General features: G+C 67.4%; 13 protein-coding genes, 2 tRNA genes and 3 pseudogenes. 7 read left to right on the top strand and 11 right to left on the bottom strand.

The genetic code is table 11. From position 1 onward, the window contains the following. Nucleotides 1-463, bottom strand: a pseudogene (locus ABDW21_RS12005) (PucR family transcriptional regulator); the annotation flags it as partial. A gap of 349 nt (nucleotides 464-812) precedes the next feature. Between ABDW21_RS12005 and ABDW21_RS12000 the strand changes: the two are divergent. Beyond that, nucleotides 813-2882 carry a hypothetical protein gene (locus ABDW21_RS12000; protein ID WP_343710480.1) on the top strand — a complete coding sequence of 690 codons (2070 nt, stop codon included), beginning with the start codon at nucleotides 813-815 and terminating at the stop codon, nucleotides 2880-2882. Nucleotides 2883-2889: 7 nt separating this feature from the next. On the opposite strand, the gene ABDW21_RS11995 is transcribed toward ABDW21_RS12000, so the two are convergent. The 6 genes and pseudogenes from ABDW21_RS11995 to ABDW21_RS11970 form a co-directional block, all read right to left on the bottom strand. Next, nucleotides 2890-4767, bottom strand: a complete 1878-nt coding sequence (locus ABDW21_RS11995; protein ID WP_343601218.1) for an alkyl sulfatase dimerization domain-containing protein — start codon at nucleotides 4765-4767, stop codon at nucleotides 2890-2892. A gap of 98 nt (nucleotides 4768-4865) precedes the next feature. Beyond that, nucleotides 4866-6449: a HAMP domain-containing sensor histidine kinase gene (locus ABDW21_RS11990; RefSeq protein WP_343601219.1), complete on the bottom strand. Its 1584-nt coding sequence runs from the start codon at nucleotides 6447-6449 to the stop codon at nucleotides 4866-4868. After that, nucleotides 6427-7131 (bottom strand): response regulator transcription factor, encoded by a 705-nt coding sequence (locus tag ABDW21_RS11985; protein ID WP_343601230.1) that lies wholly within the window; start codon nucleotides 7129-7131, stop codon nucleotides 6427-6429. The genes ABDW21_RS11990 and ABDW21_RS11985 overlap by 23 nt, the downstream gene beginning before the upstream one ends. Nucleotides 7132-7207: 76 nt before the next feature. Then, nucleotides 7208-8146 (bottom strand): class I SAM-dependent methyltransferase, encoded by a 939-nt coding sequence (locus ABDW21_RS11980; RefSeq protein WP_343601220.1) that lies wholly within the window; start codon nucleotides 8144-8146, stop codon nucleotides 7208-7210. Nucleotides 8147-8215: 69 nt separating this feature from the next. Continuing rightward, nucleotides 8216-8398, bottom strand: a pseudogene (locus ABDW21_RS11975) (hypothetical protein); the annotation flags it as partial. A gap of 4 nt (nucleotides 8399-8402) precedes the next feature. Next, complete coding sequence (locus ABDW21_RS11970; protein ID WP_343601221.1) at nucleotides 8403-8786, bottom strand: nuclear transport factor 2 family protein; 384 nt, start codon at nucleotides 8784-8786, stop codon at nucleotides 8403-8405. Between the two features lie 111 nt (nucleotides 8787-8897). Between ABDW21_RS11970 and ABDW21_RS11965 the strand changes: the two genes are divergently transcribed. The 3 genes from ABDW21_RS11965 to ABDW21_RS11955 are packed head-to-tail and all read left to right on the top strand — an operon-like array spanning nucleotide 8898 to nucleotide 12380. After that, the gene (locus tag ABDW21_RS11965) at nucleotides 8898-9905 is read left to right on the top strand and encodes a phosphotransferase family protein (RefSeq protein WP_343601231.1); all 1008 of its coding nucleotides are present in this window, start codon (nucleotides 8898-8900) and stop codon (nucleotides 9903-9905) included. Further along, on the top strand, nucleotides 9902-11077 hold the full coding sequence (locus ABDW21_RS11960; protein WP_343601222.1) for an acyl-CoA dehydrogenase: 1176 nt from the start codon (nucleotides 9902-9904) through the stop codon (nucleotides 11075-11077). The genes ABDW21_RS11965 and ABDW21_RS11960 overlap by 4 nt, the downstream gene beginning before the upstream one ends. A gap of 28 nt (nucleotides 11078-11105) precedes the next feature. After that, nucleotides 11106-12380, top strand: a complete 1275-nt coding sequence (locus ABDW21_RS11955; protein ID WP_343601223.1) for an amidohydrolase — start codon at nucleotides 11106-11108, stop codon at nucleotides 12378-12380. A 111-nt stretch (nucleotides 12381-12491) separates the two neighbouring features. Here ABDW21_RS11955 and ABDW21_RS11950 read toward each other — a convergent pair whose 3' ends face one another. Further along, complete coding sequence (locus tag ABDW21_RS11950) at nucleotides 12492-13811, bottom strand: PE-PPE domain-containing protein (RefSeq protein WP_343601224.1); 1320 nt, start codon at nucleotides 13809-13811, stop codon at nucleotides 12492-12494. Between the two features lie 615 nt (nucleotides 13812-14426). Between ABDW21_RS11950 and ABDW21_RS11945 the strand changes: the two are divergent. Further along, nucleotides 14427-14531, top strand: a pseudogene (locus tag ABDW21_RS11945) (UDP-glucose 4-epimerase); the annotation flags it as partial. Nucleotides 14532-15167: 636 nt separating this feature from the next. Here ABDW21_RS11945 and ABDW21_RS11940 read toward each other — a convergent pair. The 3 genes from ABDW21_RS11940 to ABDW21_RS11930 all read right to left on the bottom strand — a co-directional run bounded on the left by ABDW21_RS11940 (nucleotide 15168) and on the right by ABDW21_RS11930 (nucleotide 16791). Beyond that, nucleotides 15168-16181: a glycoside hydrolase family 6 protein gene (locus tag ABDW21_RS11940; protein ID WP_343601225.1), complete on the bottom strand. Its 1014-nt coding sequence runs from the start codon at nucleotides 16179-16181 to the stop codon at nucleotides 15168-15170. 426 nt (nucleotides 16182-16607) lie between these two features. Beyond that, nucleotides 16608-16680 (bottom strand) — tRNA-Arg (locus tag ABDW21_RS11935). A 19-nt stretch (nucleotides 16681-16699) separates the two neighbouring features. Beyond that, nucleotides 16700-16791 (bottom strand) — tRNA-Ser (locus tag ABDW21_RS11930). A gap of 88 nt (nucleotides 16792-16879) precedes the next feature. On the opposite strand from ABDW21_RS11930, the gene hisC reads away from it, so the two are divergent. Both hisC and ABDW21_RS11920 read left to right on the top strand, forming a co-directional pair. After that, nucleotides 16880-17938, top strand: a complete 1059-nt coding sequence (gene hisC, locus ABDW21_RS11925) for a histidinol-phosphate transaminase (RefSeq protein WP_343601226.1) — start codon at nucleotides 16880-16882, stop codon at nucleotides 17936-17938. After that, entirely contained in the window at nucleotides 17935-18402 is a 468-nt protein-coding gene (locus ABDW21_RS11920; RefSeq protein ID WP_343601227.1) for a DUF4334 domain-containing protein, read from the top strand. Before hisC ends, ABDW21_RS11920 begins: the two co-directional genes overlap by 4 nt. Nucleotides 18403-18484 lie beyond the last annotated feature (82 nt).

Below are 18484 nucleotides of genomic sequence, written 5' to 3'. Positions count from 1 at the left end.
AGATTCCGGCGATCGTCGCATCGATGAACGACGTCATCGAGGATGCCGACACGTCGAGGAGTTCGCGCAATTCGTCGCGGTCGGATACCAACGCAAACGCGGTCCGCATCCAGGCTCGCCACGCCACGTCGTGCCCGATCCGGTACAGGTCGACGACTGCCGACTCGTCCAGACCGCGGCGAACCAGGTAGCGGACGACATTGAGTGACTCCGCCCCGACATTGGCCGGAACCGGCTCGCCGGGATGGCTGATGTTGGCGGCCACCCAGTGCAGCCCGTTCGACCGATTGCATCGGCGGATCGCATCGGCGAGCACCGGATCGTCGACGACGGTCCGCATGTACTCCGATGCCAGGGCCGCTTCGTCCAGCTTTCTGAGCCATATCTGGGAGTTGATCACGGCCTTTTCAGCTCCCTGCCGCATCAGCTCACGCACCCGTCCCGATGGCCGTATCACGCTCATTGGCTGAGGCTACTCAATGCGGTGCACTGTGCACCGCCGCAAGTGGAAAACAGGTGGGAACTGCTCTTGTCGGCCTGCATCTGGTCGCCGACGATTACGTTCCGGGTGGTCGGATATCTCATGACTTACTTATTCGACGGGCACTTACTCACTCGACGGGCAGGGTCGGACACCGGAGGATGGCATGACTGACATTGCATTCGCGCACCGGGCGATCGCACCGGGCGATCGGGAAGGCTCCACCGGGCTCGACACGCACCATCCGCTCACAAAGGACGATCACCGCGCCGGCGATCACCTCGACCAGGCTCGGCCGCGACGGTCTGGCCGGCCAAGCCGCGGTGCGCGCGTGGCCGGTGTGGCGGCGACCGTGGCAACCGGCGCGGTGGCGATGGTGACGATGCTGCCGCAGGTGGCCGGAGCCGGCCCGGTGCTGTCGAACGCCTTCCGGCTGCTGTCCACGGATTCGCTGCAGCCTCTGATCGACCAACTGCTCGAAGCGCAAGCCCAGATCCAGGCCGACGTGAGCCAGTACCCGTTCGTCACTCCACCTGATCTGCTCATGGCGCACGAGTACGCCCAGAATGCGCTGCAGACCATGGAGGCCGGTCAAATTCTCCAGTTCAACTACGACCAACTGAACAACGTCGCCATCCCCTTAGCCCCCTACCCGTGGGAGGCCAGCGCCACCGACAACCAGAACCTTCTCGTCTACGAGAACCCCGACGACCAGTACACCGCGCTACCGCTGTCGCCGGACCACACGTACACGATGACCATCACGCCTCCGGCCGGCCCCAGCGGCACCAGCGACGTGACCTTCACCTTCGTCCCCGGCACCGGTGTGACCACCCCGTTCGGCAGCGCCATCTCCAGCTACAACTTGAGCGAGGCGACGCCCAACCCCAACGGCACCTACACGCTGATTTTCAGTTCCACGCCGCAACAGGGCAACTGGGTGGGCATCCCCACCGACGCCGAGCGGACGATCGTGCGCGACAGCGTCGGTAACTGGGGTTTGCCGCACGATTCTTTCGCGATCACCGAACAGGGTGTCCCCGCGCCGAGCCCGCTCCACCCCCCGCTGTTGACGACTGCCGACATCGAATCGATTCTGAGTCCAGTCGCGCAGAACGCCGCCAACGAAGTCGCCTCACCCGACTATTACGGGCAGATCGACACCACCAATACCTATGTGCCGGTCAACGATCTCAGCCCCATCCAGCCGACCAGTGACTACATGCCGGGGCCACTACTGAACGACGGCAACCAATTGCTCAGTTCCGGTCAATACTCGCTTCAACCCGACCAGGCGCTCGTCATCAAGGTGCCCGAGGTGAACGGTGCCTACGCCAGCGCCATGGTCACCAACATCTACGGGCAGACGGCCCCGTCGGCGACCGCGACCGGCAGCCTCAACGCCGGCGACACCTTCCATGATCCTGGCGGTTACACCTATTACGTCGTCAGCAGCCAGGACCCGGGTGTGGCGAACTGGCTCAACGACAACGGCGCCGCCGACGGCGGGATCTGGCTGCGGTTCCAGGGCACTAGCCACATTCCGACCACTCCGATACCGGTGACGTCCGAAGTCGTGCCCGTCGCCGACGTCAAGCAATACCTGCCGGCTGACACCCCCACCGTCACCCCCGCGCAGTACGCAGCCGACGCCCAATTGCGACTGTTCGAATGGGACTACACCCACGACCAGAACGAGAACATCGGCTGGCTGGGAAGCAACCTCGAATACGACCAGATCAAGGCGGCGCTGGGACCCCAGACGTACGCCGACATTTTCGGCGGTCAGAGCACGCAGTACGGTGCGCCGCAATTCGTCCCCTCCGTGCTGGACCGGTTGATAGACCCGTCGCTGACCCCCAACCTGTTCACCATCATTCACGACATCGTGGCCGATCCGCACGGCGCCTTTCTGGCCCTGCAGGACAACCTATCGCTGGCCGTCAACGACATCGAGATGCCCACCATCCTGGCGTTGCTGCGTACGCTCGTCGTCGTCGAGGGAACCGGCCAGGCCTTGAAAAGTGCTGTCTCGGCGCACGATTGGTCGCAGGTGTTGACGGATGTCGTCAAGGGCATCGGCGGGCTCGGATCCGTCGCGAACGAAACGCTGACCGATCCGGGCACCAGTATCACCGCCGGATTCCTCAACGCCCGTGACGATCTCGCGGTGTCGATCATGAATGCGAGCAGCTACTCGGCAACGTCGCCGGGCTCCGCCTCCTTCGCGGACTCGCTGCTGAGCCTGGCTCAGTCGGTTTCCCAAGCGCTCAACCCGAGCACCGCCCTGGCCGACTTCAACACCCTCAGCGCCGAGATCACCGCGCAGTTCGCGTCACAGGGAGCTGATGTCGCACCGAGTTTCGCCGCGATGCCGTTGGATCTGCTGCCCCTGCCCTGAGCCCGGGCTACGGGGTGACGGTGGCAAAACTCGGGTCCGGCCGGTCGAGGAGACCCAGCAGCGTCTGCAACGCCATCGGGTCGCCGGAGACGTCCAGGCCCGGCGGGGCGACATCGCCGGTCAGCAGTGCGACCAGGCTGGCGGGGCTGTCCAGCCGCACCGTCGCATCGGCGGTTGCCGCATCGGCCGGCACGTTGCGCTGGATCAGCACACCGTTGCGCAGGCTGAGGCGGTAGTTGGTGTCCGGTTGCGCGAACGAGATGTCGACGACAAGGTCGACCTCCCAGGCGCGGGGCCCGTTCACACTGATCGCCAGGCCGTCGAAGATCTGCTCCGGCGTCAGCGCGGACAGCAACGACAGCGACGTGAGGCGGGCGGCGACACCGAGTTTGCCGCCGCGCAACTCGGCGGCGCCGGTCAGGAAGAAGTTGCGCCAGGTCGCGTTCTCCGCTGCGTAGGCCAGCTGCTCCAGGGTGTCGGCGTAGAGCGCCCGGGCCGCGGCATGGTGTTCGTCGGCGAAGACCGCATGATCGAGCAGCGTTGCCGCCCAACGGAAGTCACCGTCCTCGAATGCGGTTGTAGCGGGTGCGACAACGCGGTCGACGCCGCCCATCGCGTCGACGTAGCGTACGGCCAGCTGCTGCGGCGGGTGCGGCCACAGCCGGGCCGGGTTACCGTCGAACCAGCCCATGTAACGCTGGTAGATCGCCTTGACGTTGTGGCTGACCGACCCGTAGTAACCGTGGGTGTGCCACGCCCTGTCCAGCGCGGGCGGCATCTGCAGCGTTTCGGCGATCTCCGCGCCGGTGTGACCCTGGTTGAGCAGCCGCAGCGTCTGGTCGTGCAGGTATGCATACAGGTCGCGTTGCAGCGACAGGAATTCCACGATGCGCTCGCGGCCCCAGGTCGGCCAATGGTGGGAGGCGAACACGACGTCGGTGCGGTCGGCGAAGGTGTCGATTGCCTCGGTGAGATAGCCCGACCAGGCGTGCGGGTCACGCACCAGCGCGCCGCGCAGGGTCAACAGGTTGTGCAGGTTGTGGGTGGCGTTCTCGGCCATGCACAACGCGCGGAATCGCGTTAAATAGAAATGCATTTCGGCCGGCGCCTCGGTGCCCGGGGCCATCTGGAACTCGATCTGCACCCCGTCGATGCTGTGCATCTCGCCGGTTTCCCGGATGTGCACCGTCGGAACGATCAGGCCCACCTCGCCCGTCGACGGACCCTGCCCGAGACCACAACCCACCTGCGAGCGCGGACCGCGTTGCAGCAGAGCGCCGTACATATAGGAGGCGCGGCGTGTCATCGCGGGCCCGGCGTAGACGTTCTCCGCGACGGCGTGCTCGGTGAACCCTGCCGGGGCTACGACGGCGACTCGGCCGGCGTCGACGTCGGCCTGGGAGGTGACGCCCAAGACGCCGCCGAAATGGTCGACGTGACTGTGGGTGTAGACGACCGCCACGACCAGGCGGTCGCCGCGATGGGCGCGGTAAAGCGCCAGCGCCGCGGCGGCCACCTCGGTGCAGATCAACGGATCGATCACGATGATCCCGTCGTCACCCTCCACGAACGTGACGTTGGAGATGTCCAGACCCCGAACCTGGTAGATCCCCGGCACCACCTCGTAGAGGCCCTGTTTGGCGGTCAGAATCGACTGCCGCCACAGGCTGGGATGGACTGACGCCGGCGCGTCACCGGTGAGGAAGGAATAGGAATCGTTGTCCCACACCACCCGCCCGTCAGCCGTCGTCACCACACAGGGTGTCAACGCCGCGACGAACCCGCGGTCGGCGTCGTCGAAATCCTGTGTGTCACCCAACGGCAACGAGTCCAGGTGTTCACGGTGTGCCCGTGCGATGACGTCGGCCGGCGGTTTTTGTTCCATGCAGACGACGGTGCCAGCGATCCCGGTGTGCCGGGCTCAAACGCGCGAAACGCGGGTAACGGTCTCCCGCGCCCGGCGTGAATCGGCGTCGTTTCCGCTCACTCGCCGTCCTCACCTCCCGGAGCTGGTGACCGCCCCGGAGACGGTGTCGCCACGGTATGCCCGGATGACGGGCTGCGGTCAGGTGGGTCCGTCAGCGGCAGCCGCACCGCGAATTCCGTGTGGCCGGGCCGGCTCCGGACACCGATGGTGCCGCCGTGGGCCTTCACCACCGCCGACACGATCGCCAAACCCAGACCGGTGCTGCCGCCCTTGCGGGAGCGCGACGTGTCGCCGCGGGCGAACCGCGCGAACACCTCCGGCTGCAACGGCTCGGGAATCCCCGGCCCGTCGTCGATCACGCTCAGCACGGTCTGCGTCGGGTCGGTGCTCAACCGGGTCGTCACGACGGTGCCCGGGCCGGTGTGGACGCGGGCGTTGGCGAGCAGGTTGCTCATCACCTGGTGCAGCCGGGCCGCATCGCCGGCCACGATCACCGGCTCCTCGGGCAGGTCGAGCCGCCACTGGTGATCGGGCCCGGCGATATGGGCGTCGCTGACCGCGTCGACCGCCATCCGCGAGAGGTCCACCGGCTCGCGTTCCAGCGGCCGGCCGGAGTCCAGCCTGGCGAGCAGCAGCAGGTCCTCCACCAGCCGCGTCATCCGCTCGGTTTCGGAGAGCACCCGGCTCATCGCGTGCGCGACCGCGTCGGTATCCCAGTCGTCCTCGCACATCCGTTGCGCCAGTTCGGCGTAGCCATGGATGGCGGCCAGCGGCGTGCGCAGTTCGTGGCTGGCGTCGGCGACGAACTGACGCACCCGGGTCTCACTGGCCTGCCGCGTCGACAGCGCAGCCGCGATGTGCTCGAGCATCCGGTTCAGCGCGTTGCCGAGCTGGCCGACCTCGGTGCGCGGGTTGGCGTCGGCGTCGGGCACCCGCACCGGAAGCGCCACCTCGCCGCGGTCCAGCGGCAGGTCGACGACCTCGCCCGCGGTGTGCGCGACGCGACGCAGCGGGGCCAGCGCGTGGCGGATGATCACCACGCCGGCGGTGGTCGCGGCGGCCAACGCGACCGCCGTGACCACCACGAAGATCAGCAGCACCCGCAGCATGGTGGCGTCCACGGTCGACATCGACAGCCCGGTGACGATCACCTCGTCGCCGTGCCGGGCATGCGCGGCCAGCACGCGGTAGCGGCCCAGGCCGTCGAGATCCCGGGTCACCGGTGCGCCATCGGCGGGCACCGCGGCGAGCTGCGCCGTGGCGGCGTCGCTCAACACGGCCCGGGTGCCCACCGCGGTCAGGTATCCGGCGTCGAGCGTCGCGCCGTCGCCGACCACGGCAGCGACCATGCCGACCGGCTGAGCGGGCGCATCCAGGAACTCCGGGCCGGGGCCGGGCCGCGGTGGGCGGTGGTGGCGCCACGCCCCCTGGTGCGGCGGTTCGCCGTAAAACCGCACCGAGCGGTGCGCGGCGTCGTGCAGCTGCACGTCGAGCTGACCGACCAGGTAGCGGTGCAACGCCAGCTCGGTCACCGAGCCGATCCCGACGCAGACGAGGGTGAGCACGACGAGCTGGCCGGCCAGCAACCGAACCCGCAGCGACCAGCTGCGCGGTGCGCTAGCGAGCCGGCTTGAGGACATAGCCGACGCCGCGCAGCGTGTGGATCATGGGCTCGCGTCCGTTGTCGATCTTCTTGCGCAGGTAGGAGATGTAGAGCTCGACGATGTTGGACCGGCCGCCGAAGTCGTAGCTCCACACCCGGTCCAGGATCTGCGCCTTGCTCAGCACCCGCTTGGAGTTGCGCATCATGAACCGCAGCAACTCGAACTCGGTGGAGGTCAGCGTGATCGGCTCGCCGGCTCGGGTCACCTCGTGGCTGTCCTCATCGAGCACCAGATCGCCGACGACGATCTGCGCGCCGCTGTCCACCGTGGTCACCCCGGTGCGCCGCAGCAGGGCGCGCAGCCGCAGCACCACCTCTTCCAGGCTGAACGGTTTGGTGACGTAGTCGTCACCGCCGGCCGTCAGGCCCGCGATGCGGTCCTCCACCGCGTCCTTCGCGGTCAGCAGCAGCACCGGCAGCGCCGGATTGTGTTGGCGCAGTTGACGTAACACGTCCAGGCCACTGGTGTCGGGCAGCATCACGTCGAGAACGACGACGTCGGGACGCTGCGCACGGGCGGCGGCCAGCGCCGACGCTCCGTCGGCGGCGGTCGCCACATCCCAGCCCTCGTAGCGCAGGGCCATCGACACCATCTCGGCCAGCACGACTTCGTCGTCGACCACCAGCACATGGATCGGGTTGCCGTCGGCCCGGCGCATCACCACACGCTCGACCTGCGGTTGGCTCACAAGCGTCCAGTATGCGCTGCAGGAGTCGGCCGATGCTGTAACGGCGCTATGTGTCGGCTGTGAAGGCATCGGTGCGGCGCGCGGACACGAAAACGGTCGGCGGCATCGCGTCGCGTTCGGGGACGCCGCGCCCGTAGCGCGCCAGCATGTCCGACATGCCGACCACCGTGGCGTCCCAGCCGCGCTCGCGCAGCCAGGCGCCGACGTCGGTGCGCTCCTCGGCGTACCACAGCTCGTCGATGTCCGGCGGCCGGTGCCCTGTCAGCTCCGCGGCCTCGGCCCGAAACCGCTGCATCCGCTGACGCTGGCGGGTCAGCAGGTCCGGATCGAGGAAACCCTCACCCGGTGCGTTGGCGGCCAGCCGGCTGCCGGCGGCGCTCAGCGCGTGGATGCGCTCGAACAGCAGATCCTGACCCGCTGCAGGCAGATATCGCAGCAGCCCCTCGGCGGACCAGGCGCAGGGTTGCGACGCGTCAAACCCGGCTTGCTGCAACGCTTCCGGCCAGTCCTGACGCAGATCTACCGGCACGGCAACCTGATCGCAGGCCGGGTGTGCGCCGTGGCGGCGCAGGGTGGTGGTCTTGAAGTCCAGCACCTTCGGCTGGTCCAGCTCGTAGACCGTGACCCCGTCCGGCCACGGCAGCCGCCAGGCGCGGGCGTCCAAACCGGCTGCCAGAATGACCATTTGCCGCACCCCCGACTCCGCGGCGGCCAGGAAGAACTCGTCGAAAAAGGCGGTGCGCACAGCCATGAAGTCGACCATCGCGGTGAGCCACACCCGCAGTTCCGGCTCGATGTCGGCGGGCGGGCTCGCGTAGAGGTTCCACATGCCGGTGCCCGCCGCCTCGACGAACACCCGCGCGAACGGATCGCTGATGAGCGGATTTTCGCTCGCGGTCTCGGCGGCGCGGGCCGCGGCCACACCCAGCGCGGTGGACCCCACGCTCTCGGTGATGTCCCAGGAGTCGTCGTCAGTTCTGGCCATCGTGATCCCTCTCGTCGCCGGTCAGCATCGGAGGGTACGCGTCCCGTTTCGGGCACACCATGTGCCGAGGTCGGCGTAGCGCTGCCCGGTCTCGGGGTCGGCGGCGTCGGGCTGCGGGCTACGGCAGAACACGAACGGCCTGGCTCCGACCTGGTAGATCGCAGTGCCCTGCGGGCCGTCGACGCGCTTGACGTACGGCATCGCGGCGGCGATCTGGTGGACGTCGCCGAGCCGGGCCCGTCGGTCTGCCATCGGCCTACTGCCGCAGCAGTTCTGCCATCGCCGCGATGATGGTCTGCAACGCCTTGAGCGGTCGCAACATCACCTTGAACGACACGATCTGGCCTTCGTCGTTCCAGTGGATCATGTCGATGCCGTTGACGTAGACACCGTCGACGGTCGCGGCAAACTCCAGGATCGCGGAGCGCTCGTTGTACCACTGCTCGACGTAGTGAAAACCGGTGTCGTCGAACATCTTTACCGCCGCCCGCAGGTATGCCAGCGCCTTCGCGCGGCCTTCCTGCGGGGTGAACAGCGCCGGTGAGAAGAACACGGCGTCCTCGGCGAGCAGACTGTCGAGATCCTCGGCGCGTTCGTTCTCGACGATCTCGATCCAGCGCTGGACAACAGGTGGCGTCATACCGCGATCTTTGCAGAGATCCCTGCAGACGAGCCGACCTCCGCGAATCGACCGGGCACGGCTACCGGTAGCTTCAGCTCCGTGCACAACCTGAACGCGGTCGCGGACTGGATGTCGCGGCAGGGCCTGGGCGAGGGCCCGCTGGACGACGTGACCGAGCTCAGCGGCGGAACCCAGAACGTGATGCTGAGGTTCAGCCGGTCCGGCCGGCCGTACGTGCTGCGGCGCGGGCCGCTCCACCTGCGCCCGCGCAGCAACACGGTGATCCTGCGCGAGACCCGGGTGCTGGCCGCGCTGGCCGGCACCGACGTGCCGCATCCGCGCCTGATCGCCATCTGCGACGACCCGGGCGTGCTCGGCGGCGATGTCGGGGCCGTCTTCTACCTGATGGAGCCCGTCGACGGGTTCAACGCCGGCCAGGAGCTGCCGGCGCTGCACGCCACCGACCCGGCGGTGCGGTTCGGCATGGGCCTGTCGATGGCCGACGCGCTGGCCAAGCTGGGTGCGGTCGACCATGTCGCCGTCGGGCTCGCCGACTTCGGCAAACCGGAGGGTTTCCTGGAACGTCAAGTGCCGCGCTGGCTTTCGGAGCTGGAGTCCTACAACGAGTTCGAGAACTATCCGGGGCCGCAGATCCCCGGGGTCGACGACGTCGCCACCTGGCTCGAAGCGCACCGGCCGTCGGCGTGGACGCCGGGCATCATGCACGGCGACTACCACGCCGCCAACGTGATGTTCTCCCGCACCGGGCCCGAGGTGGTGGCGATCGTCGACTGGGAGATGTGCACCATCGGCGATCCGCTGCTGGACCTGGGCTGGATGCTGGCGACCTGGCGCCAGCCCGACGGCTCCGACGTGTTCGGGCACCGGCTGTCCGAGGCCGACGGGTTGGCCGGCCCCGACGACCTGGTGGCGCGCTACGCCGAGGGCACCACCCGCGACCTGTCGCACATCACCTTCTACACCGTGCTGGCCTGCTTCAAGCTGGGCATCGTCATCGAGGGCACGCTGGCGCGGGCCTGCGCCGGCAAAGCGCCCAAAGAGGTCGGCGACCAGCTGCACGCCGCCACGGTCAAGCTGTTCGAGCAGGCGTTGGCGTTGATGGACGGAGCCCCATGATCGATTTCGACATTCCCGCCGACCTGGCCGCGTTGCGCGACGAGATCCGCGCGTTCGTCGTCGAGCAGATCGTGCCGTACGAGACCGACCCCCGGGTCACCCGGCACGGCCCCGACGACACGCTGCGCGCCGAGCTGGTGGAACTGGCCCGCGACGCGGGATTGCTGACGTTTCAGGCGCCGACGCGGTTCGGCGGCCGAGAACCCTCGCACCGCGAGCAGGCGGTGCTGTTGGAGGCGGCCGGCTGGTCGACGCTGGGACCGGTGGCGCTGAACTGCGCCGCCCCCGACGAAGCCAACATGGCGCTGCTGGGCCGCATCGCCACCGATGAGCAGGCCGAGCGGTTCCTGGTGCCGGTGATCGACGGGCGGTGCCGCTCGGTGTTCGCGATGACCGAACCCGGCGGCGCCGGTTCGGACCCGGGCCAGCTGATGACCACCGCCGAGTTCGACGGCACCGACTACGTCGTCAACGGCCGCAAGTGGCTGATCACCGGGGCAAACGGCGCCCGCACCTGGATCATCATGGCCCGCGTCGCGCCCAACCCGCACGGCCCCGACGGACCGACGCTGTTCTTGTGCGACGGGCAGACCCCCGGCATCGAGCTGGAGCGGGTGATGAACACCATGGACCGCAACTACGTCGAAGGCCACGGCGTGGTGCGGTTGGCCGACCTGCGGCTGCCGGCGTCGGCGGTACTCGGCGAGGTCGGGCAGGCGCTGCGCTACGCGCAGCTGCGGCTGGCGCCGGCCCGGCTGACGCACTGCATGCGCTGGCTGGGCGCGGCGTCGCGGGCGCAGTCGATCGCGGTGGCGCACGCCCGCGAGCGCACCGCGTTCGGCAAACCGCTCGGCGAGCACCAGGGTGTGGGCTTCATGATCGCCGACAACGAAATCGCCTTGCAGCAATGCCGTTTGGCCATCTGGTGGGCGTGCTGGGCGTTGGACACCGGCGCCAAGGGCCGGCACGAAAGCTCGATGGTGAAGGCGTTCGTGTCCGAGGAGCTGTTCCGGGTCGCCGACCGCTGCGTCCAGATCCTCGGCGGCATAGGCATTTCCGACGAGACACCGGTCGGGGCGATCTTCTCCGACATACGGGCGTTCCGGCTTTACGACGGCCCCACCGAGGTGCACAAGTACGCCATCGCGCGGCAGGTGCTGCGCACGCCGTGAGAGCATCCGCTTGCAAAGGAGGCAGCCCGTGCCACAAGGATTGGCAGACCGCGTCGACTCATTGGTCGACGCCGACACGTCGCGTCTGACCCAGCTGTTCAAGGACATTCACCGCCACCCCGAACTGGGTTTCGCCGAGACGCGAACGGCGGGAATCGTCGCCACGACACTGACCGATCTCGGCTTCTCGGTGACGACCGGGATCGGCGGCACCGGTGTCGCGGCGACGCTGTCCAACGGCCCCGGCCCGGCCGTCATGTACCGCGCCGACATGGACGCGCTGCCCGTCGAGGAGGCCACCGGCCTGGACTACGCGAGCACGGTGCGGCTCACCCGCGACGACGGCACCCAGACACCCGTGGCCCACGTGTGCGGTCACGACGCGCACGTCACCTGGATGCTCGGGATGGCGCGGGTGCTGGCCCAGACCACCGACGACTGGTCGGGCACCGCGGTGCTCGTCGGCCAGCCCGCCGAGGAACTGATCGCCGGAGCGCAGGCCATGGTCGACGACGGGCTGTACAAGGTCGTGCCGAAACCGGATTTCCTGATCGGCATGCACACCGCGCCCGCCCCGGTGGGCCTAGTGGCGGCCTGCGGCGGCCCGATGATGTCGGGCTCCGACCAGATCGACATCGTGTTCCGCGGGGTCGGCGGGCACGGCTCGATGCCGCAACTGGCCAAGGACCCGGTGCTGATGGCGGCGCTGGCCGTCGTGCAGTTCCAGACGATCATCAGCCGGATCATCGCCCCGCAGGAGACCGCGGTGCTCACCGTCGGTTCGGTGCAGGCCGGCTCGACCTACAACGTGATCCCCGACCAGGCGGTGCTGAAGGCCAACCTGCGCTGGTTCAACCCCCACGTCCGGGAGCAGCTGATCGCCGGGATCAAAGCCGTCAGCGAGGGCACCGCCCGGACCTACGGCATGCCCGAGGACCAACTGCCCGTCGTCACGGTGGGCGGCGGGTCGACGCCGCTGGTCAACGACGAGCAGCTGGCCGACCGCGTGGCCCGGGCGTTGCAGCCGATCATGGGCTCCGACAAGGTGGTGACCACCCTGCCGCCGGCCACCGCGTCGGAGGACTGCCAGCTGCTCAAAGGCCCGCACCACGATGTGCCGTTGGGTTACCTCTTCGTCGGTGTCGCCGACCCGCAGGTGTGCGCCGAGGCGTACGCCGCCGGCAAGCTCTTCCCCTATTCGCCGCACAGCCCCGACTACCGCGTCGACCTGGCCGCGATCCCGCTGGGCGCGAAGGTCGCCAGCTACGCGATGCTGGACCTGCTCGGCACTGTTCACCCGTGAAGTGTCTTCCGCTCCGAATGGCGGACCATCGAAGGACTTCCATTGTCCCTTGCAGGACAGGCACTTTCGGCCAGCCGACAGCGTGTTGCGCGGAGTTCCTAGGAACCGGGATCAACTGATGCCGGCGATTCCGAACAGCACCAGCAGGGGGACCAATCCGAAGTCAGCTGCGATCGGTTGACCGATGGCGTCGAGGGGATGACCTGACGTGAGTTCCTGCACGAACAAGTCGACGTCATACACCGGCAGCGTGGTGAACAGGGCGTTGGCGGAATCTGCCAGAGCCAAAAGAGGGGTGTAGATATCCGCGATCGCAGTGGAGAAGTTGTTGACGATATCGGTGAAGCTGGGCAGAGAATCGACCGCGCCGAAGCCACTGGTGATCGCGTCCGGCAGGCTGGGCATCGACAGCGAACCCAGATCACCGATGAAGTCCGCGACACCTTGCTGAGCCCCGCTGGCCAACGCCGCCAAGACATCGGCCCCGTTGATGTCCGTCGGGAACAGTGAGAGGGAGATCGGGGTGGGCACGTTCGCCGGACCGGTGTCCCAGCCGACGTCGATCTGGCCGTAGCCCAGGTTGACCAGCACCTTCAAGTCCGGCTGCAGCAGATCGGCCAGCGGGTTTCCCACAATCGGGACAGCTCGCAGCGGGTCCAGCAGCGGCAGATCTTGGGTCGGGAGCATGAAGTATGTGGTGTGGCCGGTGTAGTCGGCAGACACCGGCAACTTGACCGCCGTCGCGATCTGGGCATCGGTGAAATCAGTAAGAGTGCCGTGCACATAATAGACGCCCAAGGCCGCGTTGATGTCCGACAGCAAATCGATCGGGTAGCGAGGGAAGTCGGAGAAACCGTCGTATTCCTGGTCGTAGATGACGGTGTCCCAGGGGGTGTCTGCCGGGGTCGCGCCGCTGAACGTGAGCCCGAAACTCGGGACGGTGATCGTCGGCAGGTTCGGGTCGTCGAAGCGTTCGAGGATGCCGCCGTTAGGGGCGCTGACGTCGACGAGCGCCACGAAGGAAAGCTGATCCGCTGTCGGCCGCTCGGCGGCCGGCAGGGCCAGCAGATCACGCATCTCCAGTGACTCGATGGTGGCGCTCTGCGAACCACCCCCGACAACGACGTTGTTCCCCTCGGCGATCTGCTTCATGATCGCAGTGTTCAAAATGCTGACCCCCTCCGCCACCGACGGGTCGAACTCCAGGCTTTTGACGCCGGTGGTCGGATACAGGGCCTCCGGCGTGAACAAGCCCTCCACCTTGTCCACCGGGAACAACGGCTGCCCGGGGAAGATGGGTGTCGTGGGGTCGTATCGCTCAACCACCCCGTCGATCAAGTCCTGCGAAGGTATCGGCGTGCCGCTGCCGCCCATGATAATCCCCACGGTCTCGTCGTCGACCAACTTCACCTCGGCCAGAACCGTTTTCACCCTGGACGACGACACCGGGGTGATGGTGGATGACACGCCCAACACGGCGGTACAGACGGCCGCCAACAGCCCAACACCTGGCGAGCGCAACCTAACACTGGTCATCAACGGCCTTCTCAGTCAGCGTTCTTACGGGGATAGTGGGGATAGTAGGGAGCACCTGGGATTTGTCAACCCTGCGAGGAGACTCCCGAAAACTGCCCGTGAAAACCCTCGGGATCCGGTTCATCGGGGCCTTCGTCGAGCTTGCCTTTCGCGAAGCGGGCATTGGCGCGCACGAGGGTCACCGGGTGTGCGGCAGTGACGGCGGGCGAGCGTGTAGCCGTGAGTGGTACGGACGAATTTCTCTACGCTCCAACCGGTTTGGTCGTCGATCAACGGCGACACAGGGCTCGCGATGCTCAGCTGCGCTTCAGCGAACTCGCGGACGTCACGGTGGCGGGGCGGTCGAGGTTGACCAGGACATGCCCGTCAACGGCGCGGGCAGCCTTGCGGAATCCGCGACCCATGTCGGGTTTGTGTTACTCCTGAAACTCCGCGTCAGCCGGCTCTTGAATTTCGTACGGGCAGTATTGATTTGGCCCTCGGACGGCGTGTTGTCGCAGCAGGTGGCTGGAGGCCGGCCTGGTGGCGAGCTTCGCGCGGGTGCTGCTGTCCGGCAAGCCCACCACGGTGTTCGGCGGCGGTGCGCGCAGCCGCGTCTACGTCTACGTCTACGTCTACGGCGGTTTCGATATGTTGGTCCGCGGGTCCGACGAGAGAGGCGACGCCCCGCGCCAGAACATCGGCGGCAGGGTAAAAACCTTGGATCAAGCGCCCTAGCTGACTCGATATCAGCTTGGCTGCAAAGGTTTTGGTCTGTTAGCGGCTGACCCGCGCGTCAGCCTGAGCAGTGACCTGCCGGTGGGCTCGCCGCAGCAAAGTTAAATCAGGCTTGGCCGGATCTGCGATGCTGCAGAGCCACAGCCACTTTCAGCACATCGGCGGCCCTGGCCGCCGCCTCCGGTTTCGGAATCTACGTATCCTTTGGGTGTTGGCGGTGCGTGCCATTGGGTCACTGCCTCCAGCTCGCCGCCGAGGAACTGCCGGCGGCACTCGCCGCGCTGAATCTTGCCGGCCGCCGTGGTGGGACTTCACAATGGCTCGGCCAGGACCAGGGCGTCTGCCGCCCGCCCACGGCGTTGTGCGATCGCGGCCACGTTTGTGTTCACGAGGTCGGTGAGTTCGCCTTCGCCGACGTGGCGGCAGGTCGTAGTGAGCTGGCACGGCGAGTCCGGCGTCGCCCCACCGAGGCCGCTAACGCGCCGCGTCCCCAGACGCTGACACCTGCCGACCGCGCGGCTCGGCGCGAGCCCCCTACTGGCCCGCGTTGCGGGCCAGATCGATGGCGTACTGATTCACGAAGGTGCCCGCCGGTGGATCACCTTTGCCGCATGTCCCGTCGGATTCACCGGGACGTTTGATCCACAAGTAGGCGTCGGAGTGCGCGCCGCCGGTAGCCGCGGTGGGCGCAGTGCCCAGTGCCCGGCCGCTGGGGTTGCACCAGCTGAGCGCGGACTCCGGTGCCGGTCCGGCGCCGTTGCGCGACGTGTCGATGACGTAGTGCGAGCCGTTCGTGAGCGCCGAAATCGCCTCGCCGTAACCGATTTCGTCCTCGGTGGTGAAGAAGTTCGCTGTGTTGAGGCTGAAACCCCGCGCACGCGCGACACCCGCCTCGTTGAGCCTGGCGGCCATGTCTTCGGCGCTATGCCAGCGCAAGTGACCACCGTCGATGTACACGGCCGTGCCCGGATTGCGCGTCAGCGTGTCGACGGCGTAGCTAATCAAGCCGAAGCGTTCTTTGCGCTGGCCGGGCGACAGGCAGTCGGCCATGGCGAGTGCGTCGGGTTCGAGGATGATCGCCGTCTGCGAAGCGCCCACGTCGGATGCGATGCCGTCGATCCACGCGCGGTAGTCGTCGGCCGTCGAAAAACCACCCGCAGCGAAGCTGCCGCAGTCGCGGTGCGGGATTCCGTACAGCGTCAGAACAGGGAGGGCGCCGGCATCCTGCGCGTCGCCGGTGTACTTCGCGACTGTAGCCGCCGAGGAGCCCGGGACGATCCAGTACGCCTGCGGGGTGCTGGCGATGGCGGTCAGCTCGGGACTCGGCGGATCGGCATGTTGCGCGGCGCGCATGGCCGCCGAGTTGGGGTTGACGTAGAGGGGCATGCCGGCAAACGGGTTGACCTCGTCGGCCAAACGCACCGCCGGAGCGGGACCGACCTGCACCGGGTCGGCAGGATGGCCCATGCCGGCAACGGCCGCAACCGTCGCAACCGTCAGGAAAGGGGCGATCCACCGCGCGACCGCACCAGCAGCTGAGAACATCACCTGAGGAAACTTAGTGGTCTGCAGCGTCGAGCGCCAATCGGCGAGGGCGCGATCGGCGCTGGGCACGGTAGCGGCGTCGTGGTGTCCGGGTTTCTCAGCCCATCCACTACCGAATCGCGCACTGCTCCGCAGCGACGCACTGCACACCAGGGTCGATGCACCATGGTGGTCGCCGCGGTGTGCCCCGGATCCGGTTGCGCGACCCTCGGCAAACCTGAGTCACCACGGTGCAGCCGACGGGCGTCCCGGCCGAGGTGATCGCGGCCCGGTTCGGCCGCGCCGACGTGGCCTGCCCGATGCGAACGTACGTGTACTCGCAGGCTGACGCGCGGCCGGCGGCGCGCAGAATTCGGCACGAGTTGCGCCGATCCGTGACAACTGTCCGGGCGTCTGATAGTCAGGGAACACCTGTGGGCTGGTTACGAGCGCGCCCGAAGAGATTCGAACTCCCAACCTTCTGATCCGTAGTCAGATGCTCTATCCGTTGAGCTACGGGCGCTTGTGTTCGGTTGTCGCGGTGGCGGAGGCGAGAGGATTTGAACCTCCGGTCCCCGTTTAAGAGGACAACTCATTAGCAGTGAGTCCCATTCGGCCGCTCTGGCACGCCTCCTCGGATTTCCTGAGGGTACCGGACCCTCGCGGAAGCCCGGGGGCTGCCGCGCAGCACAGCGTACAGCGCGCAAACATATCCTGTCGAAGTGACCGCGCACCTGCGCCCCGAGCTGGCCGAGCTGCCGGTCTACGTCGAGGGCAAGACGATCGAGGGTGCGATCAAGCTCGCCAGCAACGAAACCGTGCACGGGCCGCTGCCCGGCGTGCAGGCGGCGATCGAGCGGGCCGCCGCGGACGTCAACCGCTACCCCGACAACCACAACACCGAGCTCAGGTCGCGGTTGGCGCAGCACCTGGGCGGCGGCACGCTGGCTGCGGAGCACATCGCCGTCGGGTGCGGTTCGGTGAGCCTGTGCCAACGACTCGTCGCGGCCACCGCCTCGGTCGGCGACGAGGTGCTGTTCGGGTGGCGCAGTTTCGAGATGTATCCCCTACAGGTCCGGGTGGCCGGCGCCGTTCCCGTCCACGTCCCGCTGCGGGAGCACACGTTCGACCTCGACGCGATACTCGCCGCGGTCACCGAACGGACCCGGCTGATCTTCATCTGCAACCCCAACAACCCGACGTCCACCGTCGTCCACCCGGACGACCTGGCCCGGTTCGTCGCGGCGGTGCCGTCGCAGGTTCTGATCGCCATCGACGAGGCCTACGTGGAGTACGTCCGCGACGGCATGGCGCCCGACAGTCTGGGGTTGGTCAGTTCGTTTGCCAATGTCGTTGTGCTGCGGACGTTTTCGAAAGCCTACGGGCTGGCCGGCCTGCGGGTGGGCTATGCGGTCGGCGACCCGCAGGTGATCACCGCGCTGAACAAGGTCGCGGTGCCGTTCACCACCACCAACGTCTCGCAGGCAGCGGCGATCGCCTCGCTGGACGCCGCCGAGGAGCTGCTGGCCCGAACCGATGCGGTGACCGCCGAGCGCACCCGGGTGGCCACGGCGCTGCGCGCCGCGGGATTCGCGGTGCCGCCGTCGCAGACCAACTTCGTCTGGCTGCCACTCGCCGAACGAACGGCGGATTTCGTGGCAGAGGCCGCCGCGGCGGGGATCGTGGTCCGGCCGTATGGCAGCGACGGTGTGCGCGTCACGATCGGCGCACCGGACGAAAACGACGCGCTGCTGCGGTTCGCGAAAGGATGGATATCATGAATTACGACTCGGCGCGCACGAAGTTCACCGAATTCACGGAGCGCACCGGCATCATCGAAGACGTCGAGCTCGACGACTACTGGGCGGGTTTGGCGCCGGCGAGCGTCGATGACATGTTCGGCGAATGGAAGGGCGGCGAATTCGTCACCGGCCACCGGATGAACGGGCAACTGGATAAGGCCCGCTGGTTCGGCAAGACCTTCAACTCGGTTACCGATGTGCAGCCGCTGGTGTGCCTGGACGACGACGGCAACCGCTTCTCCAACGTCAAGATGGGCAAGGGCGAGGCCAGCCTCTGGCTGGAGGAGTTCCGCGGCGAGGTCACCGCGACGATGGTCTACGACGGGCAGCCGGTACACGATCACTTCAAGAGGATCGACGACAACGCCGTGATGGGCATCATGAACGGCAAGGGCGTCGTCGATAACGGTCGGTACTTCTACTTCTACCTCGAGCGGGTCTAGCTGACCGCTCGAACGTGAAGCTAGGTTCACGCTCAGTGTGCGACCGTGAACCTGGCTTCACGCTCGGGGAGGTCGAACTAGG

Origin of the sequence: Mycobacterium sp. (genome assembly GCF_039583805.1) — a bacterium.
Lineage (GTDB): Bacteria > Actinomycetota > Actinomycetes > Mycobacteriales > Mycobacteriaceae > Mycobacterium.
This window is presented reverse-complemented; position numbering and strand designations above follow the sequence as displayed.

Coding starts and splice junctions, on each gene's coding strand:
- ABDW21_RS11990 (WP_343601219.1), bottom strand. CDS start 6,449: ATGTCCTCAAGCCGGCTCGCTAGCGCACCGCGCAGCTGGTCGCTGCGG.
- ABDW21_RS11960 (WP_343601222.1), top strand. CDS start 9,902: ATGATCGATTTCGACATTCCCGCCGACCTGGCCGCGTTGCGCGACGAG.
- ABDW21_RS11995 (WP_343601218.1), bottom strand. CDS start 4,767: ATGGAACAAAAACCGCCGGCCGACGTCATCGCACGGGCACACCGTGAA.
- ABDW21_RS11920 (WP_343601227.1), top strand. CDS start 17,935: ATGAATTACGACTCGGCGCGCACGAAGTTCACCGAATTCACGGAGCGC.
- ABDW21_RS11970 (WP_343601221.1), bottom strand. CDS start 8,786: ATGACGCCACCTGTTGTCCAGCGCTGGATCGAGATCGTCGAGAACGAA.
- ABDW21_RS11980 (WP_343601220.1), bottom strand. CDS start 8,146: ATGGCCAGAACTGACGACGACTCCTGGGACATCACCGAGAGCGTGGGG.
- ABDW21_RS11965 (WP_343601231.1), top strand. CDS start 8,898: ATGTCGCGGCAGGGCCTGGGCGAGGGCCCGCTGGACGACGTGACCGAG.
- ABDW21_RS11985 (WP_343601230.1), bottom strand. CDS start 7,131: ATGCGCCGGGCCGACGGCAACCCGATCCATGTGCTGGTGGTCGACGAC.